Here is a 21,885-nt window from a genome sequence, read left to right on the forward strand (position 1 = left end):
ATCGAGCAGCGCCTGCGCGAGCTGATGGACATCCCGATCTTCCATGACGACCAGCATGGCACCGCGATCATCGCCGCCGCCGGCATGATCAACGCGCTGCAGCTCACCGGCCGCGACGTCAAGGACGCCAAGATGGTGGTGAACGGCGCCGGCGCCGCCGGCATCGCCTGCACCGAGCTGATGAAGGCGATGGGGATGCGGCATGAGAATGTCATCCTCTGCGACACCAAGGGCGTGGTCTACCAGGGCCGCACCGAGGGCATGAACCAGTGGAAGTCGGCCCATGCGGTGAAGACCGCGGCGCGCAGCCTGGAAGACGCCATGAAGGGCGCCGACATCTTCTTCGGCCTGTCGGCCAAGGGCGCGCTGACGCCCGAGATGGTGCGCTCGATGGCGGCCAACCCGATCATCTTCGCCATGGCCAATCCCGATCCCGAAATCACCCCGGAGGAAGTCGCCGCCACCCGCGGCGATGCCATCATGGCGACCGGCCGGTCGGACTATCCGAACCAGGTCAACAACGTGCTGGGTTTCCCCTATATCTTCCGCGGCGCGCTGGACGTGCGGGCGAAGACGATCAACGACGAGATGAAGATCGCCGCCGCCGAGGCCATCGCGATGCTGGCGCGCCAGGACGTGCCCGACGAGGTGGCTGCCGCCTATAAGGGCGACCGCCCGAAATACGGTCCCGGCTACATCATCCCCTCGCCCTTCGATCCGCGCCTGATCGTCGACGTGCCGCTGGCGGTGGCCAAGGCGGCCGTGAAATCCGGCGTGGCGCGCAAGCCGATCACCGACTGGGCCGCCTATGCCGCCAGGCTGCGGGCGCGGCTGAACCCTACGGTGGGCAGCCTGCAGATCTTCTTCGACCAGGTGGTGGCGAATCCAAAACGCGTGGTGTTCGCCGAGGGCGAGGAAGAAACCGTGATCCGCGCCGCATTGGCTTTCCGCGATGCCGGCTACGGCACGCCGGTGCTGATCGGCCGCAACGAGCGGATCGAGGCGACCATGCAGGCCATCGGCCTGAAGAACCTGGATGGCTGCGAGATCCACAATGCCCGCATCAGCGAGCATAATGCGCGCTATACCGAGTTCCTCTACAAGCGCCACCAGCGCCGCGGCATGCTCAAGCGCGACGCCCAGCGCCTGGTCAACCTGGATCGCAACGTGTTCGGCGCCTGCATGGTGGCCAATGGCCATGCCGACGCGATGATCACCGGCGTGACCCGCACCTATTCGGTGTCCTATGACGGCATCCGCATGGCGATCGATGCCCAGCGCGGCCAGCGCGTGATGGGCGTTTCGATCATCGTCGCCAAGGGCCGCACGGTGTTCATGGCCGATACCACCATCACCGAGCTGCCCGAGGCGAAGGACCTCTGCCAGATCGCGGTGCAGGCGGCGGCGATTGCCCGGCAGATGGGCCATGAGCCGCGCGTGGCCCTGCTGTCGCATTCCAATTTCGGCAACGCGCCGGGTGGCGTGGTGGAAAAGGTGCGCCAGGCCGTGATGGAGCTCGACGCGCTGCATGCCGGCGGCCATGGCGCCGAGTTCGAGTATGACGGCGAGATGTCGGCCGCCGCCGCCCTCAATCCCGACGTGATGAAGATCTATCCCTTCAACCGCCTGTCGGGCCCGGCCAACGTGCTGATCATGCCGGGCATCCACTCCGCCCTGCTCTCCTCGCAGCTGCTGCAGGAGCTGGGCGGCGGCACCGTGATCGGCCCGTTGCTGGTCGGCCTGGAAAAACCGGTGCAGATCGCCCAGATGGGCGCCAGCGTCAGCGACATCGTCAACCTTGCGGCGCTAGCAGCCTACAACGCCCGCTAAGACGGGCGCGGACGGCGTAAAACGCGCGCTGACGCGGCCGTGGGGCCGCACATAACGCGCGTTGCCCCGGAAAATGCGTCATGGCACGCTTCAGGCGTGCCATCCACGAGTTCCTTTTAAAATGCCGAAAAGGAACTCGTGGATGCCCGGGCCAAGCCCGGGCATGACGTCACCCCTTAGTCTGCCCTATGCCAGAATGGCCGCGCCAGCACGACCTCGATCTGCCCGCGTGTCAGACCGACATCGCGCAACTGCGCATCGGTCAAGGCCGCCAGTTCTTCGCGGATGCGCCAGCGCGCCTGCAGATAGACGAGCCAGGCGAACCAGCCGAATGGCGACGGCAGGTGCCAGGGCACGGCCGCGAGATCGGGCCGCAGCATCTGCGGTTGGGATGGGGAATGCGTACCGCCACAAGACATGTCTCACCTCCTGGTGGAGCGAGACAACGCTTGGCGGCCCATGATCCGGATTGAATGGAGGTCGCTGACCGGGCGGTTGTCGTGAGCCCGGTAACGGCGAAGATAATACGACGCGGCGCGAAGTCAATCGCAGAAATATCTGCCGCATTCGCCGGGCCAGCGTTCCGTGCTAGGCTTCAGCGTCATGATCGCCCGCTTCGTCATTCTGGCCGCCCTGCTATCGGCCCCGGCAGTCCTTGCGCAGGACTGCGCGCCACCGGCAGACCTGAAAGACGGCCTAGCCGTGGCGACGCCGCAGAACGCCGGCATGGATGCCGCCCTGCTGTGTTCCATCGGCGCGCGTTTCGAGGCGTGGAAAGAGGCCAATGCCCATGCCGTGCTGGTGCTGCGCCACGGCAGCCTAGTCTATGAGAAGTATTTTACAGGCACGGACGAACGCTATGGCGCGCCGCTGGGGATTGTCAGCTACGATGCAGGCAAGCTGCATGACCTGCGCTCGATCAGTAAAAGTGTTGTGTCGTTGCTGACCGGCATCGCCGTTGACAAGGGCTGGCTGTCTATCGACCAGTCGGCCTTTGCTTTCTTTCCCGAACATGGCGACCTGCGCACACCAGAGAAGGACCGCATCACCATCCGCCATCTGCTGATGATGGCAGCTGGTTTTGCCTGGGATGAAAATCTGCCTTACACCAATCCGGCCAACAGCGAAATCCGCATGATGTTTGCCAAGGATCGCCTGCGGTATGTGCTGGAACAGCCTGTCGTAGTTGAGCCGGGTAAGGTCTACAATTACAGCGGCGGCGCTACCGCATTGTTGGGTGGCATCCTGCAGAAGGTATCCGGCCGCCGCATCGATATGCTGGCGAAGGAAGAGTTGTTTGCCCCACTAGGCATCCGCGACTTCGAATGGATGCCGTATCAGCCGGATGGCGAACCGGCAACGGCATCGGGCCTGCGGCTGCGACCACGCGATCTGGCGAGGATCGGCCAGATGGTGCTGGACAAAGGCCGCTGGCGGGGCAAACAGATTGTTTCGGAAAGCTGGATCGCAGCCTCGATTACACCGCAGATCAACGGCCAGAGTCCATTCTTCTACGGCTATCAGTGGTGGCTCGGACGCTCGCTGCTGGATCAGCAACAAATCGACTGGGCCGCCGGCCTTGGCCTTGGTGGACAGCGCGTCTATGTGGTTCCGGCGCTGGATGCCGTGATCGTGGTGACGACGGGTTTGTATAATAGCGGGCTGCAGGGGGTCATCGGCCCCATTGTACTCAACCAGCATGTTCTACCGGCTGTAGTGAAGAGATAAGATGTGATCTGTTGCTGACATAACTGTCAGCACACATTCGTTTTATTTCAGCCGCCGCGACTTGCCACGCGGCGGCTTTTTCTTACCCTCCGCGCAGGTTTTACTCTGGAGTTTCCATGCGCATTCTCGCTTTTCTTGCTGTTGTTTTCCTCGCCCTGTCGACCTTCGCGCAGGCGCAGGTGCCGGTGCGCATCGCCTTCATCGATCCGCTGTCGGGCCCGATGGCCGCGGTGACGCAGAACGGCCTGAATCATTTCCGCTTCATGGCCGAGCGGCTGTCGGGCGACCGGGTGAAATTCGAGGTCACCGGCTACGACAACAAACTGAACCCGCAGGAAACCATCGTGCAGGCGCAGAAGGCGCTGGATGCCGGCATCCGCATCATCGCGCAGGGCAACGGCTCGGCCGCCGCCGGCGCGCTGACCGATTTCATCGCCAAGCATAATGAGCGCAATCCGGAGCAGGCCGCGCTGTATCTGAATTACGCCGCCGCCGATCCGGCGCTGACCAACGACAAATGCAGCCCGGCGCATTTCCGCTACGACGCCGATACCGACATGAAGATGCTGGCGCTGGCGAAATTCATCGGCGCACGCAAGGACATCAGGAAGGTTTACCTGATCAACCAGGATTATTCCTTCGGCCAGGCGGTGCGCGCCACCGCGCTGAAATTCATCAGAGCCGAGCGGCCGGATATCGAATTCGTCGGCGACGAACTGCATCCGCTGGCCAAGATCAACGACTTCACACCCTATGTGACAAAGATCAAGGCGAGCGGCGCCGACAGCGTGATCACCGGCAACTGGGGCAACGACCTGGCGCTGCTGCTGAAGGCGGCGGCCGATGCCGGCCTGCAGGCCGGCTGGTATACCTATTACGCCAGCGGCGTCGGCAGCCCGACCATCGTGCGGCAGACCGGTCTGGCGCATCGCGTGTTCGCCGTCGTGGAAGGCCATGCCAACCTGCCGCAGCAAGACAGGATCGAAGACGACTACCGCGCGCGTTTCGGCGGCAATTTCGTGGTGCCGCGCATCCGCCTGCTGATGGACATGCTGAACGATGCCGTGGTGAAAAGCGGCAGCGCCGAACCGCGCAAGCTGCAGCCGCTGCTGGCGCAATCCACGGCGAAGACCATGTATGGCGCGACCGCCGGCATGCGCGGCAGCGACCACCAGCTGCTGCAGGATCTGTATGTCGCCTCGCTCGGTCCGCTGGACGGCACGATGAAATACGACGAGGAAAAGACCGGCTGGGGCTGGAAAACGGCCGGCGTGGTGAAGGCGGCCGAGACCGCACTGCCGAGTTCGTGCAAGATGGGGGCGCTGTAGGCCGCGCCAATCGGTTGTTGTGACCGGCCTGCACGCGTGCTTTTAAAAACTCGTGGATGCTCGGCCTGGAAGGATATTCCTGAGCCCGAGCATGACGGTTTATAGGATAGTCACGCCATGCCGGTGACGAGGTCGACCGGCTGGTCGAGATCCATGCCGGCCTTCTCGAAACCCTTGCGCCAGTCGGTGAGGTGGCGCCGCGTCCACAGCCGCGCCATCTCGATGTCGCGGCGGCGCAACGATTCCACCAGCATGCGGTGCGCCTCGATCAGGCGTTGCGCGCCGTGTTCGGTGGCGCGCACCGCCACGTTGGTGGTGGGATAGATCAGCATGTTGGACGGTTCGCGCGCCAGTTCGAGCACGCGATTGCGGCCGGTCTTTTCCAGCAGCAGATGAAATTCGCTGTCGAGCGCGGCCACCGCGGCGGGATCGTCCATCGCCTCTTCGGTGGCGGCGATATTGGCATCCAGGCCGGCAATCTCTTCCGGCGTGGCGCGTTCGACGGCCAGCTCAATCGAGGCGAGGCTGAGCGCCATGGTGGCTTCCCACAATTCGCGGAAGCTGACCTGATGCAGCATCAGCGCGCGGCTGGCGCGGGTGGCGAGCCGGTCGTAATGCGGCAGGCCGACGGCAAGCCGGCGGCTGGAATCGCGATGCACCATGCCGCCCTGCTCGAGCAGGCGGATGCCCTCGCGCACGGTGGAGCGGTTGACACCGAACTGACGTACCAGCTCGGCCTCGGTGCCGATCGGATCACCGGGACGCAGACGGCCGGACAGGATCTCGCGCTCGATCGCCTCGGCCACCATCTGGTAGGCCGGCACCGGTGTGATGCGTCCGAATTTCTCGGCCGACTCAGACATTTATCCCCCGATCCCGAACCCGTTTCCGGCGCGGCCGACGCAGCGATTCGCGACCACCGGCAGAATGGGCGATGATCGGCATTTGCGCCAGCCGGGTCCAGCAATTGAGTGTTTGACTTAGGTCGGATTGTCCGACAATCATGGTCGCCAAGCAAAATAAAAATGGTCCAGGGAGGCCACGCTGATGAGAGTGCGCCGTTTCGGACGGTCCTTGCTGGCCGTCCTTGCCGTTGGTTTTGCACTGCACGCTCCACTGTCTGGCCTGAACAGGCCAGCCTCAACCGGAGCCCGGGCCGCGGAATTGCTGCCGCAGGGCGACCCGGCGGCCCTTGGCTTCGCCGCCGACCGCCTCGCCCGCATCACCACCCGCCTGAAAGCCGATTCCGAGGCCGGGATCATTCCCGGCGCCGTGCTGCTGATCGCACGCCAGGGCAAGATCGCCTATTTCGAGGCGATGGGCGTTCGCGACCCGCAGACCAAGGCAGCGATGACGCGGGACACCATCTTCCGCATCTATTCGATGACCAAGCCGATCGTGACCGCGGCGGCGATGATGCAGGTGGAAGAAGGCCGCCTTGCGGTGGGCGATCCGCTCGCCCGCTATGTGCCGGCCTTCACCAAGCCACAGGTCGGCGTGGAAAAGCCGGGCCCCGACGGCAAGCCCGTGCTTGAACTGGTGCCGGCGCAGCGCGCGATCAGCATCCAGGACCTGATGCGCCATACCTCGGGCATCACCTACGGCTTTTTCGGCGTCGGCGCGGTGAAGGCGCAGTATCGCGAGGCCGGCGTGATGGACGGCGAATTCGACAATGCCGAATTCGCCGAACGCATCGCCAGGCTGCCGCTGGCCTATCAGCCCGGCACGGTCTGGGATTACAGCCATTCCACCGACATCCTCGGCCGCGTGGTGGAAGTGGTGGACAAGAAACCGCTGGGCCAGGTGCTGAAGGATCGCCTGCTTAATCCCCTGGGCATGAAGGACACGGCCTTTTTCGTCACCGATGCCGCGAAGCAGCCCCGCGTGGCCGAGCCCTTCCCCGATGACCGCAGCCTGGGCGGCGGCGTGGAATTCTTCGATCCGCGCAAGGCCGGCAAATATGAATCCGGCGGCGGCGGCCTGACCGGCACGGCGATGGACTACGCGCGTTTCCTGCAGATGCTGCTGGACGGCGGCGCGCAGAACGGCAAGCGCTACCTGAGCCTGAAGACGCTGGCCTACATGACCTCTGACCATATGGGTATGGGCGTCGTTCCGGGGCCCTATTTCCTGCCCGGCCCCGGCTATGGCTTCGGCCTGGGCTTCGGCGTGCGCAAGGATGGCGGCGTCTCGGCCGATCCCGGCAGCGCCGGCGACTATTACTGGGGCGGCGCCGGCGGCACCTATTTCTGGGTCGATCCGAAGGAGAAGATGTTCGTCGTCTTCATGATGCAGTCGCCGAAACAGCGACTGACCTACCGCGCCCTGGTGCGCAACATGGTCTATGCGGCGATGGTGAAGTGAGAGAGAACACGCCGCGCAGGACCTGAACACCAGACAGGCAGAACCGAACACAGGAATTCGCCGCGTGAGCGGCGGATCGGCGGACCGGAAGCCGCCGTGACATAAAAGATGGAGGAAACAATGCCGACTCGTCGTTATGGGACAGGCCTTGCCGTTGCTGCTCTGGCAGCCGGCCTGGGATTGGCAGCACCAGCCATGGCACAGGTGAAGATCGCGTTCATCGATCCGCTCTCAGGCGCCATGGCGCCGATCGGCGAGCATGGCGTGAAGCATTTCCAGTACATGATCGACAAGATCAACGCCAAGGGCGGGGTGAACGGCCAGAAGATGGAGCTGATCACCTTCGACAACAAGCTCAGCCCGCAGGAAACCGTGATCGCGGCGCAGAAGGCGATCGATGCCGGCGCCCGCATCCTCACGCTCGGCAACGGCTCGGGCGCGGCGGCGGCGATGATCGATTTCGTCAACAAGCACAACGACCGCAATCCCGGCAAGGAAGTGGTCTACCTGAACTACGCCGCGGTCGATCCGGCCTTCACCAATGACAAATGCAGCTACTGGCATTTCCGCTGGGATGCCCATAGCGACATCAAGATGCAGGCCCTGACCAGCTACATGAAGGGCAAGCCGGGCATCAAGAAGGTCTACCTGATCAACCAGGATTACTCCTTCGGCCATGCCGTGCGTAAAGCCGCCAACGAGATGGTCAAGGCCAAGCGGCCCGACGTGCAGATCGTCGGCGACGAGCTGCATCCGCTGGCCAAGATCACCGACTTCGCGCCCTATGTCGCCAAGATCAAGGCGAGCGGCGCCGACAGCGTGATCACCGGCAACTGGGGCAGCGACATCGCGCTGCTGCTCAAGGCCGCGGCCGACGCCAACCTGCAGGTCGACTGGTACACCTATTATGCCGGCGGCGCCGGCGGCCCGACCGCGATCAAGCAGACCGGGCTGAAGGACCGCGTGTTCCAGATCACCGAAGGCCATGCCAACGTCAACACGCCGGAAAACCATGCCTGGGAGCAGGATTTCCGCAAGAAGAGCGCCGGCCAGGGCTGGTGGTATCCGCGCGTGCGCAACGAGATGGAGATGCTGGCCAAGGCGATGAACGAAGCCAAGTCGAACAATCCGAAGGTGTTCGCCGAGAAGCTGCGCGGCATGAAGTACAAGCTGATCTACGGCACCGAGGCCTACATGCGGGCGGAAGACCACCAGTTCTTCCAGGACATGTATATCTCGAACCTGACCCCGCTGGCCGGCGACATGAAGTTCGACGAGGAGAATACCGGCTGGGGCTGGCGCACCGCCGCCAAGATCCCGATGGGCAATACCGACGTCCCCACCACCTGCAAGATGGCCAAACCAAGCTGAGCAGGCTTGCCTGACGGGCGGCCCCGGGTGAAAACCGGGGCCGCGACGTCTGTCCTGCTGTGGTAGTGTCGGTATCGAGCGTAACGGGGGCGTGCGTGCTGGAACTGGTGATTTTCTCGACGCTGAACGGCGTGCTGTACGGCATGCTGCTATTCCTTCTGGCCAGCGGCCTGACGCTGATCTTCTCGATGATGGGCGTGCTGAATTTCGCCCATGCCAGCTTCTACATGCTGGGCGCCTATTTCGGCTTCCAGCTCAGCCAGTGGCTGAATTTCTGGACCGCGCTGATCGTCGCCCCGGTGCTGGTCGGCCTGATCGGCGCCGGAGTCGAGCGCTGGGGCCTGCGCACGGTGCATAAATGGGGCCATGTCGCCGAATTGCTGTTCACCTTCGGCCTAGCCTTCGTGATCGAGGAGCTGGTGCAGATGGTCTGGGGCAAGCTGCCGGTCGATTACCGCGTGCCGCCCCTGCTGGATTTCCCCGCCTTCGAGCTGTTCGGCACCACCTATCCCGCCTTCCGCATGTTCATGCTGCTGATCTCGGTGGCGATCTTCCTGGTGCTGCTGATGGTGCTGACGCGCTCGCGCATCGGCCTGATCATCCAGGCGGCGCTGAGCCATCCCAACATGGTGGCCATGCTGGGCCACAACGTGCCGAAGGTGTTCATGCTGGTCTTCGGCTGCGGCTGCGGCCTGGCCGCGATTGCTGGTGTGATCGCCGGCCCGGCCCTGGTGACCCAGCCGAGCATGGCCCATGTGCTGGGGCCGATCCTGTTCGTCGTGGTGGTGTTCGGCGGCCTGGGCTCGCTGCCCGGCGCCTTCATCGCCTCGCTGCTGATCGGCCTGATCCAGACCTTCGCCATCGCCATCAACTACTCGCTGGGCGATGCGCTCGCCAGCCTGGGCATGGCGCGGCCGCTGCAGGGCGTGCTGAGCGACCTGTGGCAGGTGACGGTGGCGCAGATCGGCCCGGTGGTGCCATATCTGATGCTGGTGCTGATCCTGGTCTTCCGGCCCACCGGCCTGATGGGCACGCGGGAGAGCTGAGATGGCGATCACCACCATGACCAAACCCGCCTCTCTGCCGCTCGACCTGGCGAAGCGCTACGGCATCTGGATCCTCGCCGCCGCGGTGATGATCGTGCTGCCAAAGATTTTCACCTCCGGCGCGGCGCTGACCACCATGTGCCTGATGGGCATCATGATCGTGTTCAGCCTGAGCTATAACATGCTGCTGGGCCAGACCGGCATGCTCAGCTTCGGCCATGCGGTCTATTACGGACTGGGCGGCTTCCTCGCCGTGCATGCGATGAACACCATCGCCGCCGACAGGCTGCCGATCCCGCTGCCCCTGCTGCCGCTGGCCGGCGGCGCCATGGGTCTGCTGTTCGGCATCATCTTCGGCGCCGTCTCCACGCGGCGGGCCGGCACGGTCTTTGCCATGATCTCGCTGGGCCTGGGCGAGCTGATCGCATCATTGTCGCTGATCCTGCGCGGCTTTTTCGGCGGCGAGGAAGGCATCACGGCGAACCGCACCAAGATGCTGACCCTGTTCGGCGTGCGCTTCGGGCCGCAGATCGAGGTCTATTACCTGATCGCCGCCTGGTGCTTCGTCTGCATCATCGCCATGTTCGCCTTCACCCGCACGCCGCTGGGCCGCATGTGCAACGCGGTGCGCGAGAATCCCGAGCGCGCCGAATTCGTCGGCTACTCGACCCAGATGGTGCGTTTCATCGCCTTCTGCATCGCCGGCTTCTTCGCCGGCATCGCCGGCGGACTGGCCGCGATCAATTTCGAGCTGATGAACGCGGTCAACATCTCGGGCGCGCAGTCGGGCGTGGTGCTGCTGATGGCCTATATCGGCGGCGTCGGCCATTTCTTCGGCCCGATCATGGGCGCCGTGCTGGTCACCCTGCTGCAGGTGATGCTGTCGGACATCACCGGGGCCTGGATGCTGTATTTCGGCCTGATCTTCATCATGATGGTGATGTTCGCGCCGGGCGGCATGGCCGGCCTGATCATGCTGCATCTGCCGCTGTGGCAGCGCGGCACGCTGCTGCGCGTGCTGCCGCATTACGCGGTGATGGCCGTGCCCTGCGCGATGGGGCTGGCCGGGCTGGTGCTGCTGATCGAGGCGGCGCATCACCAGCTGGTCAAGGCGGCCAGCGACGGCCCGGCCATGAAACTGGCGGGCTTCGCCTTCGCCTCCAATGCCGCGCCACCCTGGATCGTCGCGGCCGCGTTGCTGGGCGCCGGGCTGTGGCTCGGCCGGCGCTGGGCGCCGCGGCTGACCGCCGCCTTCGCGGAGGCCGCCCGATGACCGCGCTCGCCCTCGACGACCTGCACAAGAGCTTCGGCGCCACGCCGATCATCCGTGGCGTCTCGCTGGAGGTGGCGAAAGGCGAACGCCATGCCATCATCGGCCCGAACGGCGCCGGCAAGTCGACCCTGTTCCACCTGATCTCCGGCCGCTTCCCCCTGAGCAGCGGCCGCATCAGCCTGAACGGCGAGGACATCACCGGCCTGAAACCCTATGAGATCAACCGCCGGGGCCTGAGCCGCAGCTTCCAGGTCACCAACATCTTTCCGCGCCTGGCCGTGTTCGAGAACCTGCGCTGCGCCGTGTTGTGGCAGATGGGCTACCGCTATTCCTTCTGGCACAACATCCGCAAGGCGACAGACGCCAACGACCGCGCCGAGGCCGTGCTGCAGCAGATCGGGCTGGCCGAGCGCGCCATGATGCCGGCCGGGCTGCTGACCTATGCCGAGCAGCGCGCGCTGGAAATCGGCATCACCATCGCCGGAGGCGCCGAGGTGGTGATGCTGGACGAGCCGACCGCGGGCATGAGCCGCTCGGAGACCGCGCATTTCGTGGCGCTGATCCGCAAGGTGACCGAGGGCCGCACCCTGATCATGGTGGAGCATGACATGGGCGTGGTGTTCGACCTGGCCGACCGCATCTCGGTGCTGGTTTACGGCCAGATCATCGCCTGCGACACGCCGGTGAAGATCCGCAGCAACAAGGCGGTGCAGGAGGCCTATCTCGGACAGGCGCTGGAGACGGAGCACTGACATGACCAGCCAAACCGCAAATGGCGCGATGCTCGATGTCCGCGACCTGCATGCCTTCTATGGCAAGAGCCATATCCTGCATGGCGTGACCTTCACGGTGCAGCCGGGCGAGATCGTCTCGCTGCTGGGCCGCAACGGCGTCGGCCGCTCGACCACGATCAAGGCGATCATGGGCGACGTGCCGCCGCAGGGCTCGATCCTGTTCAAGGGCGCGCAGATCGTCGGCCGCAAGCCGCACGAGATCGCCCGGCTCGGCTTAGGCTATGTGCCGGAGAACCGCGACATATTCCCCGGCCTCACCGTGCGCGAGAACCTGTATCTGGGCCAGAAATCGACCCGGGGCGGCGGCCGCTGGTCGATGCAGGACATGTTCGAGATCTTCCCGCGCCTGGAAGAGCGCGCCGACACGCCGGCCGGCGTGCTGTCGGGCGGCGAGCAGCAGATGCTGACCATGTGCCGCACCCTGATGGGCGACCCCGACCTGATCATGGTGGACGAGCCGACCGAGGGCCTGTCGCCCATGATGGTGGAGCATGTCGGCAAGCTGCTGGAGCGGATCGCCGCGCGCGGCATCTCGATCCTGCTGGTCGAGCAGAAGCTGACCATCGCGCTGAAGATCTGCCAGCGGCTTTATGTGATGGGCCACGGCCATATGGTGTTCGAGGGCACGCCGCAGCAATTGCTGGCGGACGCCGCCATCCGCAAGGAATGGCTGGAAGTCTAGGTCGGGTAGCAGAATTCGCTTGCCCGGCTGCCTATGCGTGCATAACACTTCCTGCGGGTCATCGGCAGGAAGGAAGCATTCCCCATGGATCTGTCACCCTCAGTGATCGTCCTGATCGTTCTGGCGGCGCTTGTCATCATCACCATCCTCGCCGGCGTGAAGACCGTGCCGCAGGGCCAGCAATGGACGGTCGAGCGCTTCGGCCGCTACATGCGCACGCTGACGCCCGGCTTCAGCATCATCATTCCCTATATCGAGCAGATCGGGCGCCGCATGTCGGTGATGGAGACCGTGCTCGACATCCCCGAGCAGGAAGTCATCACCAAGGACAATGCCACGGTGACCGCCGATGGCATCGTGTTCTACCAGATCCTCGACCCGGTGAAGGCCGCCTACGAGGTGCAGAATCTCAACCTCGCCCTCAGCAACCTCGCGATGACCAACGTGCGGTCGGTGATCGGCGCCATGGATCTGGACGAGGTGCTGTCGCAGCGCGACCAGATCAACCGCCGCCTGCTGTCGGTGATCGACCAGGCCACCAATCCCTGGGGCCTGAAGGCGACCCGCATCGAGATCCGCAATATCCAGCCGCCGCAGAACCTGCTCGACGCCATGGGCAAGCAGATGATCGCCGAGCGCAGCAAGCGCGCCGAAATCCTGGCGGCGGAAGGTGAGAAGCAGGCGGCGATCCTGCGCGCCGAGGGCCGCAAGCAGGCCGCCGTGCTGGAGGCGGAGGGCCGCCGCGACGCCGCCCTGCGCGATGCCGAGGCGCGTGAGCGTCTGGCCGATGCCGAGGCCAAGGCGACCCAGGCCGTCAGCGAGGCGATCGCCGGCGGCAACATGGCGGCGATCAACTACTTCGTCGCCCAGAAATACATCGAAGCCTTCGCCCGGCTGGCCGACAGCCCGAACCAGAAGCTGATTTTCATGCCGATGGAGGCGACCGGCGTGATCAGCAGCCTGGCCGGCATCGCCGAACTGGCCAAGGAGGCGCAATCGCGCAGCGCGCCGGCGACGCCGAAGCCCTGGGGCGAGACAAAGGCCTGAGCATGCTGGCGCCCTTCACACTCCTGGCCTGGCACTGGCTCGCCGCCGGCGTCGCCCTGGCCGTGCTGGAAATCCTTGTTCCGGGCAACGTGGTGATCTGGATCGGGATCGCCGCCGCCCTGGTCGGGCTGGCGATGCTGGTCGCGCCCGAGCTGTCCTTCGCCGGCCAGATCGGGTTGTTCGCCGTGCTGGCCGTGCTTTCGCTGGGGCTTGGCATCGCCCTGCGCCGCCGGCGCGGCCAGGCCGAGGTGGCGGTCAATATCGGTTCGAGCCGGTTCATCGGACAGACCGCCATCCTGGAAAGCGCCATCGTCGCCGGCCGCGGCGAGGTGATTCTGGGCGACAGCATCTGGCCGGTGCAGGGCCCAGATCTTCCCGCCGGCAGCCTGGTGGTCATCACCGGCAGCGATGGCGTGCTGCTGACCGTGGAAGCGAAAACCTGATCGCGGCGGCCGGCGGATGCTGATCACGGGCCAGACATAACGGACGCTTCGACCCATGCGGTTCCTGCGCATCCTGCTCCTGTCCGCTGCCCTGCTGCTGGGCGGCGCGCTCTTCTTCGGCACGCAGGCCCAGGACGCGGCAAAGCCGGAACCCGACGGACTGCAGAACCAGGAGATCGCCGTCGCGGCCGCCAAGGCGGCGGTCGCCGCCCATGCAGAAGGCGATCTGCGCGAGGCCGTGCTGGCCTACAGCGTCGCCCTGCTGCTCGGCCTGCCGCCAGAGTTGGTTCTGCCGGTTGAGGCCGGCTTCTGCATCGCCAAACTGAGCATCCGCATCAACCGCGTCGCGATTGACGCCTGCCACGCCGTGCTGCGCCATGGCGGCGACAGCGGCCAGGAGCATGCCGAATTGCTGGGCGACATGCTGGGCTCGATGGCGTTGCTGCTCAGCGACGAAAGCTATTTCGACGAGACCGAGCGGGTGCTGCGGGAATTCGACCGCCGCTATGCCGGCCTGCAGGACCCCGACATGACCTTCGACCGCCAGCGCATCGACATGGCGCGCGCCGAGATGCTGCGCGGGCGCCGCCAGCCGGCCGAGGCGATCGCCATCATCAACCGCCTGGCCAGGGAGCGCCTGCAATTCCCGTATGACTATCCGAGCATCGCGAAGGAGCTGGATACGCTGACCCTGCTGCGCATCCACCTGTTCGCCGCGCATGACATGGGCGACCTCGGTACGCTGAAGGATTCGCTCCACCGCTTTGCCAAGGTGGGCGAGAACCTGCGCACGGCCGAAGGACTGGATTATGCCGGCGCCATCATGACCTGCCAGGCCTATATCCTGGCGATATGGCCCGACCGCAGCGAGCCGGGACTGGTTGAGCAGATCGACCTGCGCACCGACGGGCTGCTGCTGTTCCTGGAACGCTCTTTCCAGAAGAACCGGCAGCGCGCCATGCTGCCGCCGGCATCCATGCGGCTGGTCAAGCTGTGCGGCGCGCCGGCCTATTTCGCCCTGATGCCGCTTGAGCTTTACCGCGAGCTGGAACAGCAGGATCTCGGCATCGAGGCGGTGCGCGCCCTGCTGGAGGATTACGACAACAGCCGCTTCGCCGAAGCCAATGCGCGATTCGAAACCCTGACCAAGGGCCTTGAGGCCGTCGGCCACCCGCGCACCATTCAGATGGCGCGCCGGCTGGCGCTGCTGCGCAAATACCTGCTCAACGCGCCGGGACGCCGCGCCCGCGGCTGAAACCTCAGGCCGGCGTCGCCAGCTTGAGCCCGACGATGCCGGCCACGATCAGCCCGATGCAGGCCAGTCGCAATGCGGCGGCGCTTTCGCCAAACAGAACAATGCCGAGAAGCGCGGTGCCGATGCCGGTCCAGATTGCATAGGCAGTGCCGAGCGGCAGGCTTTTCAGCGCCAGGCCAAGCAGCAGGATGCTCAGAACCATAGATGCGAGAGTGACCAGACTGGGCCAGAACCGCGTGAAGCCATCGGTGTATTTGAGCCCAACCGCCCAGCCGACCTCGGTCAGGCCCGCAATAAACAGGATGATCCATGCCATAGCGAATTGCTCCTTCGCTCTGTCAGACGTCCGGCGCCGGTGCGCTGTGACATCATGGCAGGGGCGTCCCTACCGGATGGATACGTGGAAGCCGGGTCGTCCCGGCTGGGCCGATATGGGGTCGCGGCCCCGCATGATCAAGCCGACGCGTGGTCAAGCCGGTGTCATGATCTGCGCCGACAGCACCATGTCGGGCGATTCGCCATCGCCGGCCAGCGGCAGGATCAGGCCTTCGAAATTGGCTGACAGGCCATCGGCCGTGATGCCGGCGACGCTGGCCCAGAGCGGCAGGCGCGCCTGCACCGCCTGCAGATAGGCCAGATGGGCGCGGGCGGCAAAGGCGGGATCGGGATGCTGGTCGAGGAACTGGCCGGTCAGGTCAAAGCCGCGATACACCGTCACCGCGCTGCCGAACAGGCGGTAACGAAACCGCGGCCCGTCCGGCCCGGGCAGGATGTCGAGCAGGAACAGATGGCCGAGCAGGTACTGCAGTCCTTCCGGACGGAAATCGCCGCGGGCCGGCAGGCTACGGCCGGCCCGCCAGCCATCCCAGTCCCGCAGCAGGCGCAGCAGCCGGGCATCGGCAATATGCGATGCCACCATCTCTGGCGTCGCGCAGACGACATTACGCACATGCGCCTGCTGATGTTTCGATGCTGTCTTGTCGGCCCGTTCGGTCATCGGGCCTGAATATCAGAATTCCTGCCAGTCGTCGCCTTCGTCCGGGGGCGATGCCGTGGCAGCAACGACCACCGGCTTCACTGCAGGCTTTATGGTCGCGACAGGCTTGGCGACGGGCTTCACCATCGGTCGCGACGCGGGCTTCGATGCTGGCCGCGATACCAGACTGGACACAACAGGCGTTACCTTGCCGGGTTTTGCGCTGACCACTCGTGTCGGAATGGTTGTGGCCGGAACCACCGGCGCGGAGCTCTCGCCGGTCTTGAAGAATCCGACCAGTTCGGCCAGCTGCCGGCCCTGACCGGCCAGGTTCTGGGCCGAAGCCGACGTCTCCTCCACCAACGCGCCGTTGCGCTGGGTCATCTCGTCCATCGTGCCGACGGCGGTGTTGATCTGATCCAGGCCGGTGGCCTGTTCCCTGCTGGCCGCCGCGATTTCAGCGACGATATCGGTCACCTTCTTCACCGCATTGACGATATCCGTCAACGAGGATCCGGTCTGGTTCACCAGGGTCGCGCCGGTTCTCACCTGGGCATTGGAGTCCTGAATCAGCGCCTTGATGTCTTTCGAGGCATTGGCCGAACGTTGCGCCAGGGCGCGCACTTCCTGCGCCACCACGGCAAAGCCCTTGCCAGCCTCGCCGGCGCGGGCGGCTTCCACCGAGGCGTTCAGCGCCAGCAGGTTGGTCTGGAAGGCGATCTCGTCGATCAGCCCGACGATGTCGGAAATCTTGCGGGCGCTTTCCTCGATCTGCGTCACGGCCGAGACCGCATCGCGGACCACGGAACCACCCTTCTCCGCCGTCTCGCGCGCCGCCATGGCCAGCTGGCTGGCGGCCTGGGCGTTGTCGGCATTCTGCTTCACCGTCGCGGTGATCTGGTGCATCGACGCGGCAGTTTCCTCAATCGATGCCGCCTGCGATTCCGTGCGCTGCGCCAGGTCTTGCGACCCTGAGGAAATCTCGGCCGAGGCATTACGCACCAGCGACGCGCTTTCGCCCAGCTGGCCGGCGAAATCGCGCAGCCGCGCCACGGTATCGCGGGCCGCATCAGCCAGGGCGGCGAAAGCGCCCTTGTATTGTCCGGCCGTCGAGCGGGTCAGGTCGCCGGTGCTCAGCGCCTGCAGCACCGCGCCCAGATCACGCATTACGCCCTGCATGGTATCGGCAAGGCCGTTGAGCTGCTGGGACAGTTCGCGGAACACGCCATCCTTGCCGGCAAGGTCAATCCGGTCCGAAAAATTGCCTTCGCCGACGGCGGCGCAGAACTGCGCGATCTCGCGGCTGATCACAGCTTCCGCCTCGCGCTGGGCCGCCAGGCGTTTCGCCTCGGCCTCGGCGCGGCTGCGTTCCCCGGCTTCCAGTTTCGCTTTTTCCTCGGCATTGCGCTGGAACACGCTGAGCGCCTGGGCCATGTCGCCGACTTCGTCCTTGCGGTTGGCATAACCGATTTCGGCCGCTTCGCCCTGGGCGATGCGCGTCATGGTGCCGGTGATCGCGCCCAGCGGGCTGACCACGCGGCGCAGGAAAAACACTGCGCCGCCGATCACCAGCAGCACGGCCAGGGCGGCCACCGCCGACTGGATGGCCAGGCTGTTCGTGCGTTCGGCGATCAGCATGTCGGCCACGCGCAGCGCCTCGTTCACGGCGGCGTCGCGCAGGTGGCCGGCGACATAGAGCTGCGGATTGTGGCGCGTACGGAATTCAGTGGCGGTGAAGGGCCATTGGCCACCCTTGTCGCTGCCAGCGCGGATTTCGGCATAAAGCGCCGGCAGGCCGGTCTTGAAATAGCCCGCCTCGGTCTTCTGCACCATCTCCTTCAGTTCGGCGCCGGCATCGATCATCGCCATGGTCATGGCGATGCGGCCCCACAGCGCCTCCATGCGGCCAGTATAGTCGGCATAGCGCACATTGGTTTCCGGCGCGATCGGCTTGCCCGAGACGATCACGTTCACCATCACGGTGCCGCGGGCGCCGGCCAGGGCCCGCATGTCGGCAGCCAGGCGCGCGATGCTCATCGGCGAGGCGACATCGCTGTCGGCCCGCGAGATCGCGGCATCGATGGCGTTCAGGGCCGGCGTCATGTTGCCAACCAGGTCAACGAAGGCCGGCGAATAGCTCTTCACCACCTCGGCGGGGCGTTCGGCCAGCGGCCTGACGATGGCGGCATCGACCTTGCGGCGCCACTCCACCACCGTCGCCCGGGCCTTTTCGATACGTGCGATGTCGATGGCCCGGTTGGCCGTGACGTGGCCCAGATCCAGCACCCGCTTGAAGGCGGCATCGGTATTGGCGCGCGGCCTGGCGATATTGTCGGCCCCTGGATCGTAGGTCTTGTTGTCCAGCAGGGCGCCGTTATCGACGCCGCGTTCGATGCCGATCAGCTCGTTCAGGCGCATCAGCTCGCCCTGCACGGCAGCGAGCCCACGCGCCGTGATGGCACTCTGGCGATCCTGATAGGCCTCGCGGATCATGACGCCGGTGACACCAAGCACGATCACGGCGATGACCAGCATCAATGCCAGGAAACTGCTGCGAATACGCATAACCCACCCCTTTGACTGCCTGGAAGATCCGTTAAATCCTTATACGGACTATTGCGGCGGGATGGTTAACATCCCGTTGTGCGGTGCAGCAGGCCTATCCGGCCCGGCCGGCCCGGACAAGGGCGGAGGCGCGGGTGCAGGGGTGCTATGAATTATCGTTATGGTTTGAAGAGCATGGCCGGGAGGCACCAGCCGTCGCCTGCTCCGGCAGAGCAAAAAAATATGGGGCCGCCGCGGTTGCGAGACGGGGACTGGCGCGGCGGCCCCAGCATCTGCCGGGCGGAGGGGCGGGAGGCCCGGCAGATATTCGGATGGTATTTACTCGGCGGCTTCGGCCAGGGCCTCGCCCATGGCGGCTTCGCCGTCGAGCGTGACGGCCACCGCATGCACCACGGCGGCGATACGCGCAGCCTGCTGCACCTGCTCGGCGGTCATGCCGGCCTTGCGCAGTTCATGCTCGTGGGCGACCAGGCACATGCCGCAGCCCTTCACGGCCGAGACGGCAAGCGACCAGAGTTCAAAATCGGCCTTCTCGACGCCGGGCTTAGCAATCACGTTCATGCGCAGCTTGGCCGGCAGGGTCTTGTACTGATTCTCACCACCGCCCTCGCCCATCAGGTGGACGAAGCGGTAGTAGATGTTGTTCATGCCCATGATCGCGGCAGCAGCTTTGGCGGCGGTCAGCGCTTCCGGGGAAAGCTGCGGACCGAATTCGGCCAGGATGGCGCGGATCGTGGACGGCTCGCGGGCGGCGAGCGCGGAGGCGACGAAGGTGCCGGCGCGCTGCTGCTCGGTCAGGCCCGGCTCGGTGGCCAGCGAGCCCAGATTGAGCTTGAGGTCGCGGGCATAGTCGGGCAGGTGGTTCTTCAGGCTTTCGAGGCTCATGACAAAATCCCTCTGATATCTTGCGGCCGGAGACCCGCCGCGCTGCACGCAGCGCGGCGGAATCGGTCAGTGCCTTAGGCGGCGGGCTTGAGAACCTCTTCGCCCTTCTGCCAGTTGCAGGGGCAAAGCTCGTCGGTCTGCAGGGCGTCGAGCACACGCAGCACCTCGGCCGGGTTGCGGCCGACGCTGAGGTCGTTCACCGAGACGAAACGGATGATGCCTTCCGGATCGACGATGAAGGTGGCGCGCAGGCAGACGCCTTCGGCCTTGTCGAGGATACCAAGCTGCTGGCTCAGGTCGCGCTTGATGTCAGCGAGCATTGCGAACGGCAGGTCCTTGAGGTCGGCGTGGTTGTTGCGCCAGGCCAGGTGGACGAACTCAGAATCGGTCGACACGCCGTAGACAACGGTGTCGCGATCATTGAAGTCGCCATTCAGCTTGCCGAAGGCGGCGATCTCGGTCGGGCAGACGAAGGTGAAATCCTTCGGCCAGAAGAACACGACCTTCCACTTGCCCTTGTCGGACTCGTTCGAGATGTCGGTGAAGGCCTTTTTCGGGTCGGTCGAAACGACGGCCTTGAGGGTGAAGTCGGGGAACTTGTCGCCGATGGTCAGCATTTGGATAGGCTCCTCTCTTGGATACGAAACGGTCTCAGGTCCGGGGCGGCGGGGCTGGTCACCGATTAGGGTCTGCGCCTCGCTCGAAGTGATAATTAGACGCTTTCTAATTATCGTTCCAGCGGATAATTCCGTTGAAATTAATCGACATAATCGATTTAAATAACCCCATGCTGAACCTGCCCACCCTGCGGCAATGGCGCTACCTGGTCGCATTGGCGGAAATCCGCCATTTCGGCAAAGCCGCCGAAGCCTGCTTCGTCACCCAGTCGACCCTGTCGGCCGGCATCCAGGAGCTGGAAAACCAGCTCAGTGCCGCCCTGGTCGACCGCACCAAACGCAAGGTGGTGCTGACCCCGCTGGGCGAGGAGCTGGCCGGGCGGGCGCGCGAATTGCTGCGCGAGGCGGAGGAGATGGTACTGGTGGCGCGCGCTGCCGCCGCGCCGTTGAGCGGACCGCTGCGGCTGGGCGTGATCCCGACGATTTCGCCCTTCCTGCTGCCGCGCGTGCTGCCCAATCTGCGCCGGCGTTTCCCCGACCTGAAACTGTTCCTGCGCGAGGACCTCACCGCGCGGCTGATCGAGCAATTGCAGGCCGGCAAGCTCGACCTGCTGCTGATCGCCCTGCCCTATGAAGGCAGCGCGCTCGATACGCTGGAACTCTTCGACGACGAATTCCTGGTCGCCTGCCGCAGCGATCATGCGATGACCAAACGGCAGTCGGTGAAGCTCGACGATCTGGCAGACAGCAACCTGCTGCTGCTGGAAGACGGCCATTGCCTGCGCGACCATGCGCTGGCGGCCTGTCGTTTACCGCCCTCGCCGCGCAGGGACGGTTTCGCCGCCACCTCGCTGCACACGCTGGTGCAGATGGTCGACAGCGGACTGGGCGTCACGCTGCTGCCGCGGCTGGCGCTGGATGCCGGCATCCTGCGCGGCACCGACGTCGTCACGCGGCCACTGGCCAATGAGGGCAGGGCGAAGGCGCCGGCGCGCCATATCGGCCTGGCCTGGCGGCGCGGCACGCAGCGCGCCAAGGAATTCACCCTGTTCGGCGAGGCGCTGGTCGCGGCGCTGAAACAGCCGGCCGCAACATCCCCATCCGAGAAAGCCTGACAAGCATGAGCAAGACCCTGATCCGGCCAGCCGCGCCGGAAGATGCCGCCACCATCGTGCGCCTGGTGCAGGCGCTGGCGACGTATGAGAACGAGCCCCTGAGCAGCGTGAAGATCACGCCCGCGGACGTGCTGCGCGACGGCTTCGGCCCCGACCGGCGCTTCGAGGCGCTGATCGCCGAGCTGGAGCACGAGCCGGTGGGCTTCGCGCTGTTCTTCCACAATTACTCAACCTGGGAGGGGCGCGCGGGGATTTATGTCGAGGACCTGTTCGTGCTGGAAAGCGCGCGTGGCCATGGCCTGGGCCGGCAGCTGATCACCGCGCTGGCGGCGATCGCCGATACACGCGGCTGCAAACGGCTCGACCTTAACGTGCTGGACTGGAATCCGACGCGCGATTTCTACCACCGGCTCGGCATAGCGCACCTGAAGGAATGGCTGCCCTACCGCATGACGCAGCCGGCCATCGCGGCGCTGGCGGCCGAAACCGATCCGGCATGGTTCCCGGGCCACCCGCCGCGCAATCCGGCGACCTGACAAACCCCTGATAAAACCCTTTGTCGTTGC

At 65.1% G+C, this 21,885-nt stretch carries 21 protein-coding genes; 14 read left to right on the top strand and 7 right to left on the bottom strand.

Annotated features, from left to right (window positions below; translation table 11 throughout):
• Positions 1-1,830 (top strand): phosphate acyltransferase (locus Q1J79_RS06675; protein WP_300298273.1); only part of this gene is annotated, 1,830 nt, incomplete at its 5' end.
• 176 nt (positions 1,831-2,006) lie between these two features.
• Here the strand turns inward: Q1J79_RS06675 and Q1J79_RS06680 are convergent.
• Entirely contained in the window at positions 2,007-2,210 is a 204-nt protein-coding gene (locus tag Q1J79_RS06680) for a DUF1127 domain-containing protein (RefSeq protein WP_300298276.1), read from the bottom strand.
• A gap of 415 nt (positions 2,211-2,625) precedes the next feature.
• Here Q1J79_RS06680 and Q1J79_RS06685 point away from each other — a divergent pair, with 415 nt between their 5' ends.
• Both Q1J79_RS06685 and Q1J79_RS06690 read left to right on the top strand, forming a co-directional pair.
• Positions 2,626-3,558 (top strand): serine hydrolase, encoded by a 933-nt coding sequence (locus Q1J79_RS06685; RefSeq protein WP_300298278.1) that lies wholly within the window; start codon positions 2,626-2,628, stop codon positions 3,556-3,558.
• 116 nt (positions 3,559-3,674) lie between these two features.
• Complete coding sequence (locus tag Q1J79_RS06690) at positions 3,675-4,886, top strand: ABC transporter substrate-binding protein (protein WP_300298281.1); 1,212 nt, start codon at positions 3,675-3,677, stop codon at positions 4,884-4,886.
• 110 nt (positions 4,887-4,996) lie between these two features.
• Here Q1J79_RS06690 and Q1J79_RS06695 read toward each other — a convergent pair whose 3' ends face one another.
• A complete protein-coding gene (locus Q1J79_RS06695; RefSeq protein ID WP_300298284.1) occupies positions 4,997-5,749 on the bottom strand; it encodes a FadR/GntR family transcriptional regulator in 753 nt (250 codons plus the stop codon).
• 301 nt (positions 5,750-6,050) lie between these two features.
• Here Q1J79_RS06695 and Q1J79_RS06700 point away from each other — a divergent pair, with 301 nt between their 5' ends.
• The 9 genes from Q1J79_RS06700 (at position 6,051) to Q1J79_RS06740 (ending at position 15,161) form a co-directional block, all read left to right on the top strand.
• Positions 6,051-7,250 carry a serine hydrolase gene (locus Q1J79_RS06700; RefSeq protein WP_300298287.1) on the top strand — a complete coding sequence of 400 codons (1,200 nt, stop codon included), beginning with the start codon at positions 6,051-6,053 and terminating at the stop codon, positions 7,248-7,250.
• A gap of 195 nt (positions 7,251-7,445) precedes the next feature.
• Complete coding sequence (locus Q1J79_RS06705) at positions 7,446-8,621, top strand: branched-chain amino acid ABC transporter substrate-binding protein (protein ID WP_300298290.1); 1,176 nt, start codon at positions 7,446-7,448, stop codon at positions 8,619-8,621.
• A 95-nt stretch (positions 8,622-8,716) separates the two neighbouring features.
• A complete protein-coding gene (locus Q1J79_RS06710) occupies positions 8,717-9,667 on the top strand; it encodes a branched-chain amino acid ABC transporter permease (protein ID WP_300298293.1) in 951 nt (316 codons plus the stop codon).
• Between the two features lies 1 nt (position 9,668).
• Positions 9,669-10,940: a branched-chain amino acid ABC transporter permease gene (locus Q1J79_RS06715; protein WP_300298296.1), complete on the top strand. Its 1,272-nt coding sequence runs from the start codon at positions 9,669-9,671 to the stop codon at positions 10,938-10,940.
• Positions 10,937-11,692 carry an ABC transporter ATP-binding protein gene (locus Q1J79_RS06720; RefSeq protein ID WP_300298299.1) on the top strand — a complete coding sequence of 252 codons (756 nt, stop codon included), beginning with the start codon at positions 10,937-10,939 and terminating at the stop codon, positions 11,690-11,692. Before Q1J79_RS06715 ends, Q1J79_RS06720 begins: the two co-directional genes overlap by 4 nt.
• Before the next feature lies 1 nt (position 11,693).
• Positions 11,694-12,416 carry an ABC transporter ATP-binding protein gene (locus Q1J79_RS06725; protein WP_300298302.1) on the top strand — a complete coding sequence of 241 codons (723 nt, stop codon included), beginning with the start codon at positions 11,694-11,696 and terminating at the stop codon, positions 12,414-12,416.
• Positions 12,417-12,500: 84 nt separating this feature from the next.
• Positions 12,501-13,463, top strand: coding sequence for an SPFH domain-containing protein (locus Q1J79_RS06730; RefSeq protein WP_300298304.1), 963 nt, complete (start codon positions 12,501-12,503; stop codon positions 13,461-13,463).
• Positions 13,464-13,465: 2 nt separating this feature from the next.
• A complete protein-coding gene (locus tag Q1J79_RS06735; RefSeq protein WP_300298307.1) occupies positions 13,466-13,906 on the top strand; it encodes an NfeD family protein in 441 nt (146 codons plus the stop codon).
• 55 nt (positions 13,907-13,961) lie between these two features.
• The gene (locus Q1J79_RS06740) at positions 13,962-15,161 is read left to right on the top strand and encodes a hypothetical protein (protein ID WP_300298309.1); all 1,200 of its coding nucleotides are present in this window, start codon (positions 13,962-13,964) and stop codon (positions 15,159-15,161) included.
• A gap of 4 nt (positions 15,162-15,165) precedes the next feature.
• Here Q1J79_RS06740 and sugE read toward each other — a convergent pair whose 3' ends face one another.
• The 5 genes from sugE to Q1J79_RS06765 all read right to left on the bottom strand — a co-directional run bounded on the left by sugE (position 15,166) and on the right by Q1J79_RS06765 (position 20,204).
• Entirely contained in the window at positions 15,166-15,477 is a 312-nt protein-coding gene (gene sugE, locus Q1J79_RS06745; RefSeq protein ID WP_300298312.1) for a quaternary ammonium compound efflux SMR transporter SugE, read from the bottom strand.
• Positions 15,478-15,630: 153 nt separating this feature from the next.
• Positions 15,631-16,158 (bottom strand): PAS domain-containing protein, encoded by a 528-nt coding sequence (locus tag Q1J79_RS06750; RefSeq protein WP_300298315.1) that lies wholly within the window; start codon positions 16,156-16,158, stop codon positions 15,631-15,633.
• A gap of 12 nt (positions 16,159-16,170) precedes the next feature.
• Complete coding sequence (locus tag Q1J79_RS06755) at positions 16,171-18,702, bottom strand: methyl-accepting chemotaxis protein (protein WP_300298318.1); 2,532 nt, start codon at positions 18,700-18,702, stop codon at positions 16,171-16,173.
• 318 nt (positions 18,703-19,020) lie between these two features.
• On the bottom strand, positions 19,021-19,587 hold the full coding sequence (locus Q1J79_RS06760; RefSeq protein WP_300298321.1) for a carboxymuconolactone decarboxylase family protein: 567 nt from the start codon (positions 19,585-19,587) through the stop codon (positions 19,021-19,023).
• Positions 19,588-19,661: 74 nt separating this feature from the next.
• Positions 19,662-20,204 (bottom strand): peroxiredoxin, encoded by a 543-nt coding sequence (locus Q1J79_RS06765; RefSeq protein WP_300298323.1) that lies wholly within the window; start codon positions 20,202-20,204, stop codon positions 19,662-19,664.
• A 170-nt stretch (positions 20,205-20,374) separates the two neighbouring features.
• Between Q1J79_RS06765 and Q1J79_RS06770 the strand changes: the two genes are divergently transcribed.
• Positions 20,375-21,319 carry a hydrogen peroxide-inducible genes activator gene (locus tag Q1J79_RS06770; protein WP_300298326.1) on the top strand — a complete coding sequence of 315 codons (945 nt, stop codon included), beginning with the start codon at positions 20,375-20,377 and terminating at the stop codon, positions 21,317-21,319.
• Positions 21,320-21,324: 5 nt separating this feature from the next.
• Positions 21,325-21,855, top strand: coding sequence for a GNAT family N-acetyltransferase (locus Q1J79_RS06775; protein ID WP_300298329.1), 531 nt, complete (start codon positions 21,325-21,327; stop codon positions 21,853-21,855).
• Positions 21,856-21,885 lie beyond the last annotated feature (30 nt).

The sequence above is a fragment of the Ferrovibrio sp. genome (assembly GCF_029255545.1).
GTDB lineage: Bacteria > Pseudomonadota > Alphaproteobacteria > Ferrovibrionales > Ferrovibrionaceae > Ferrovibrio.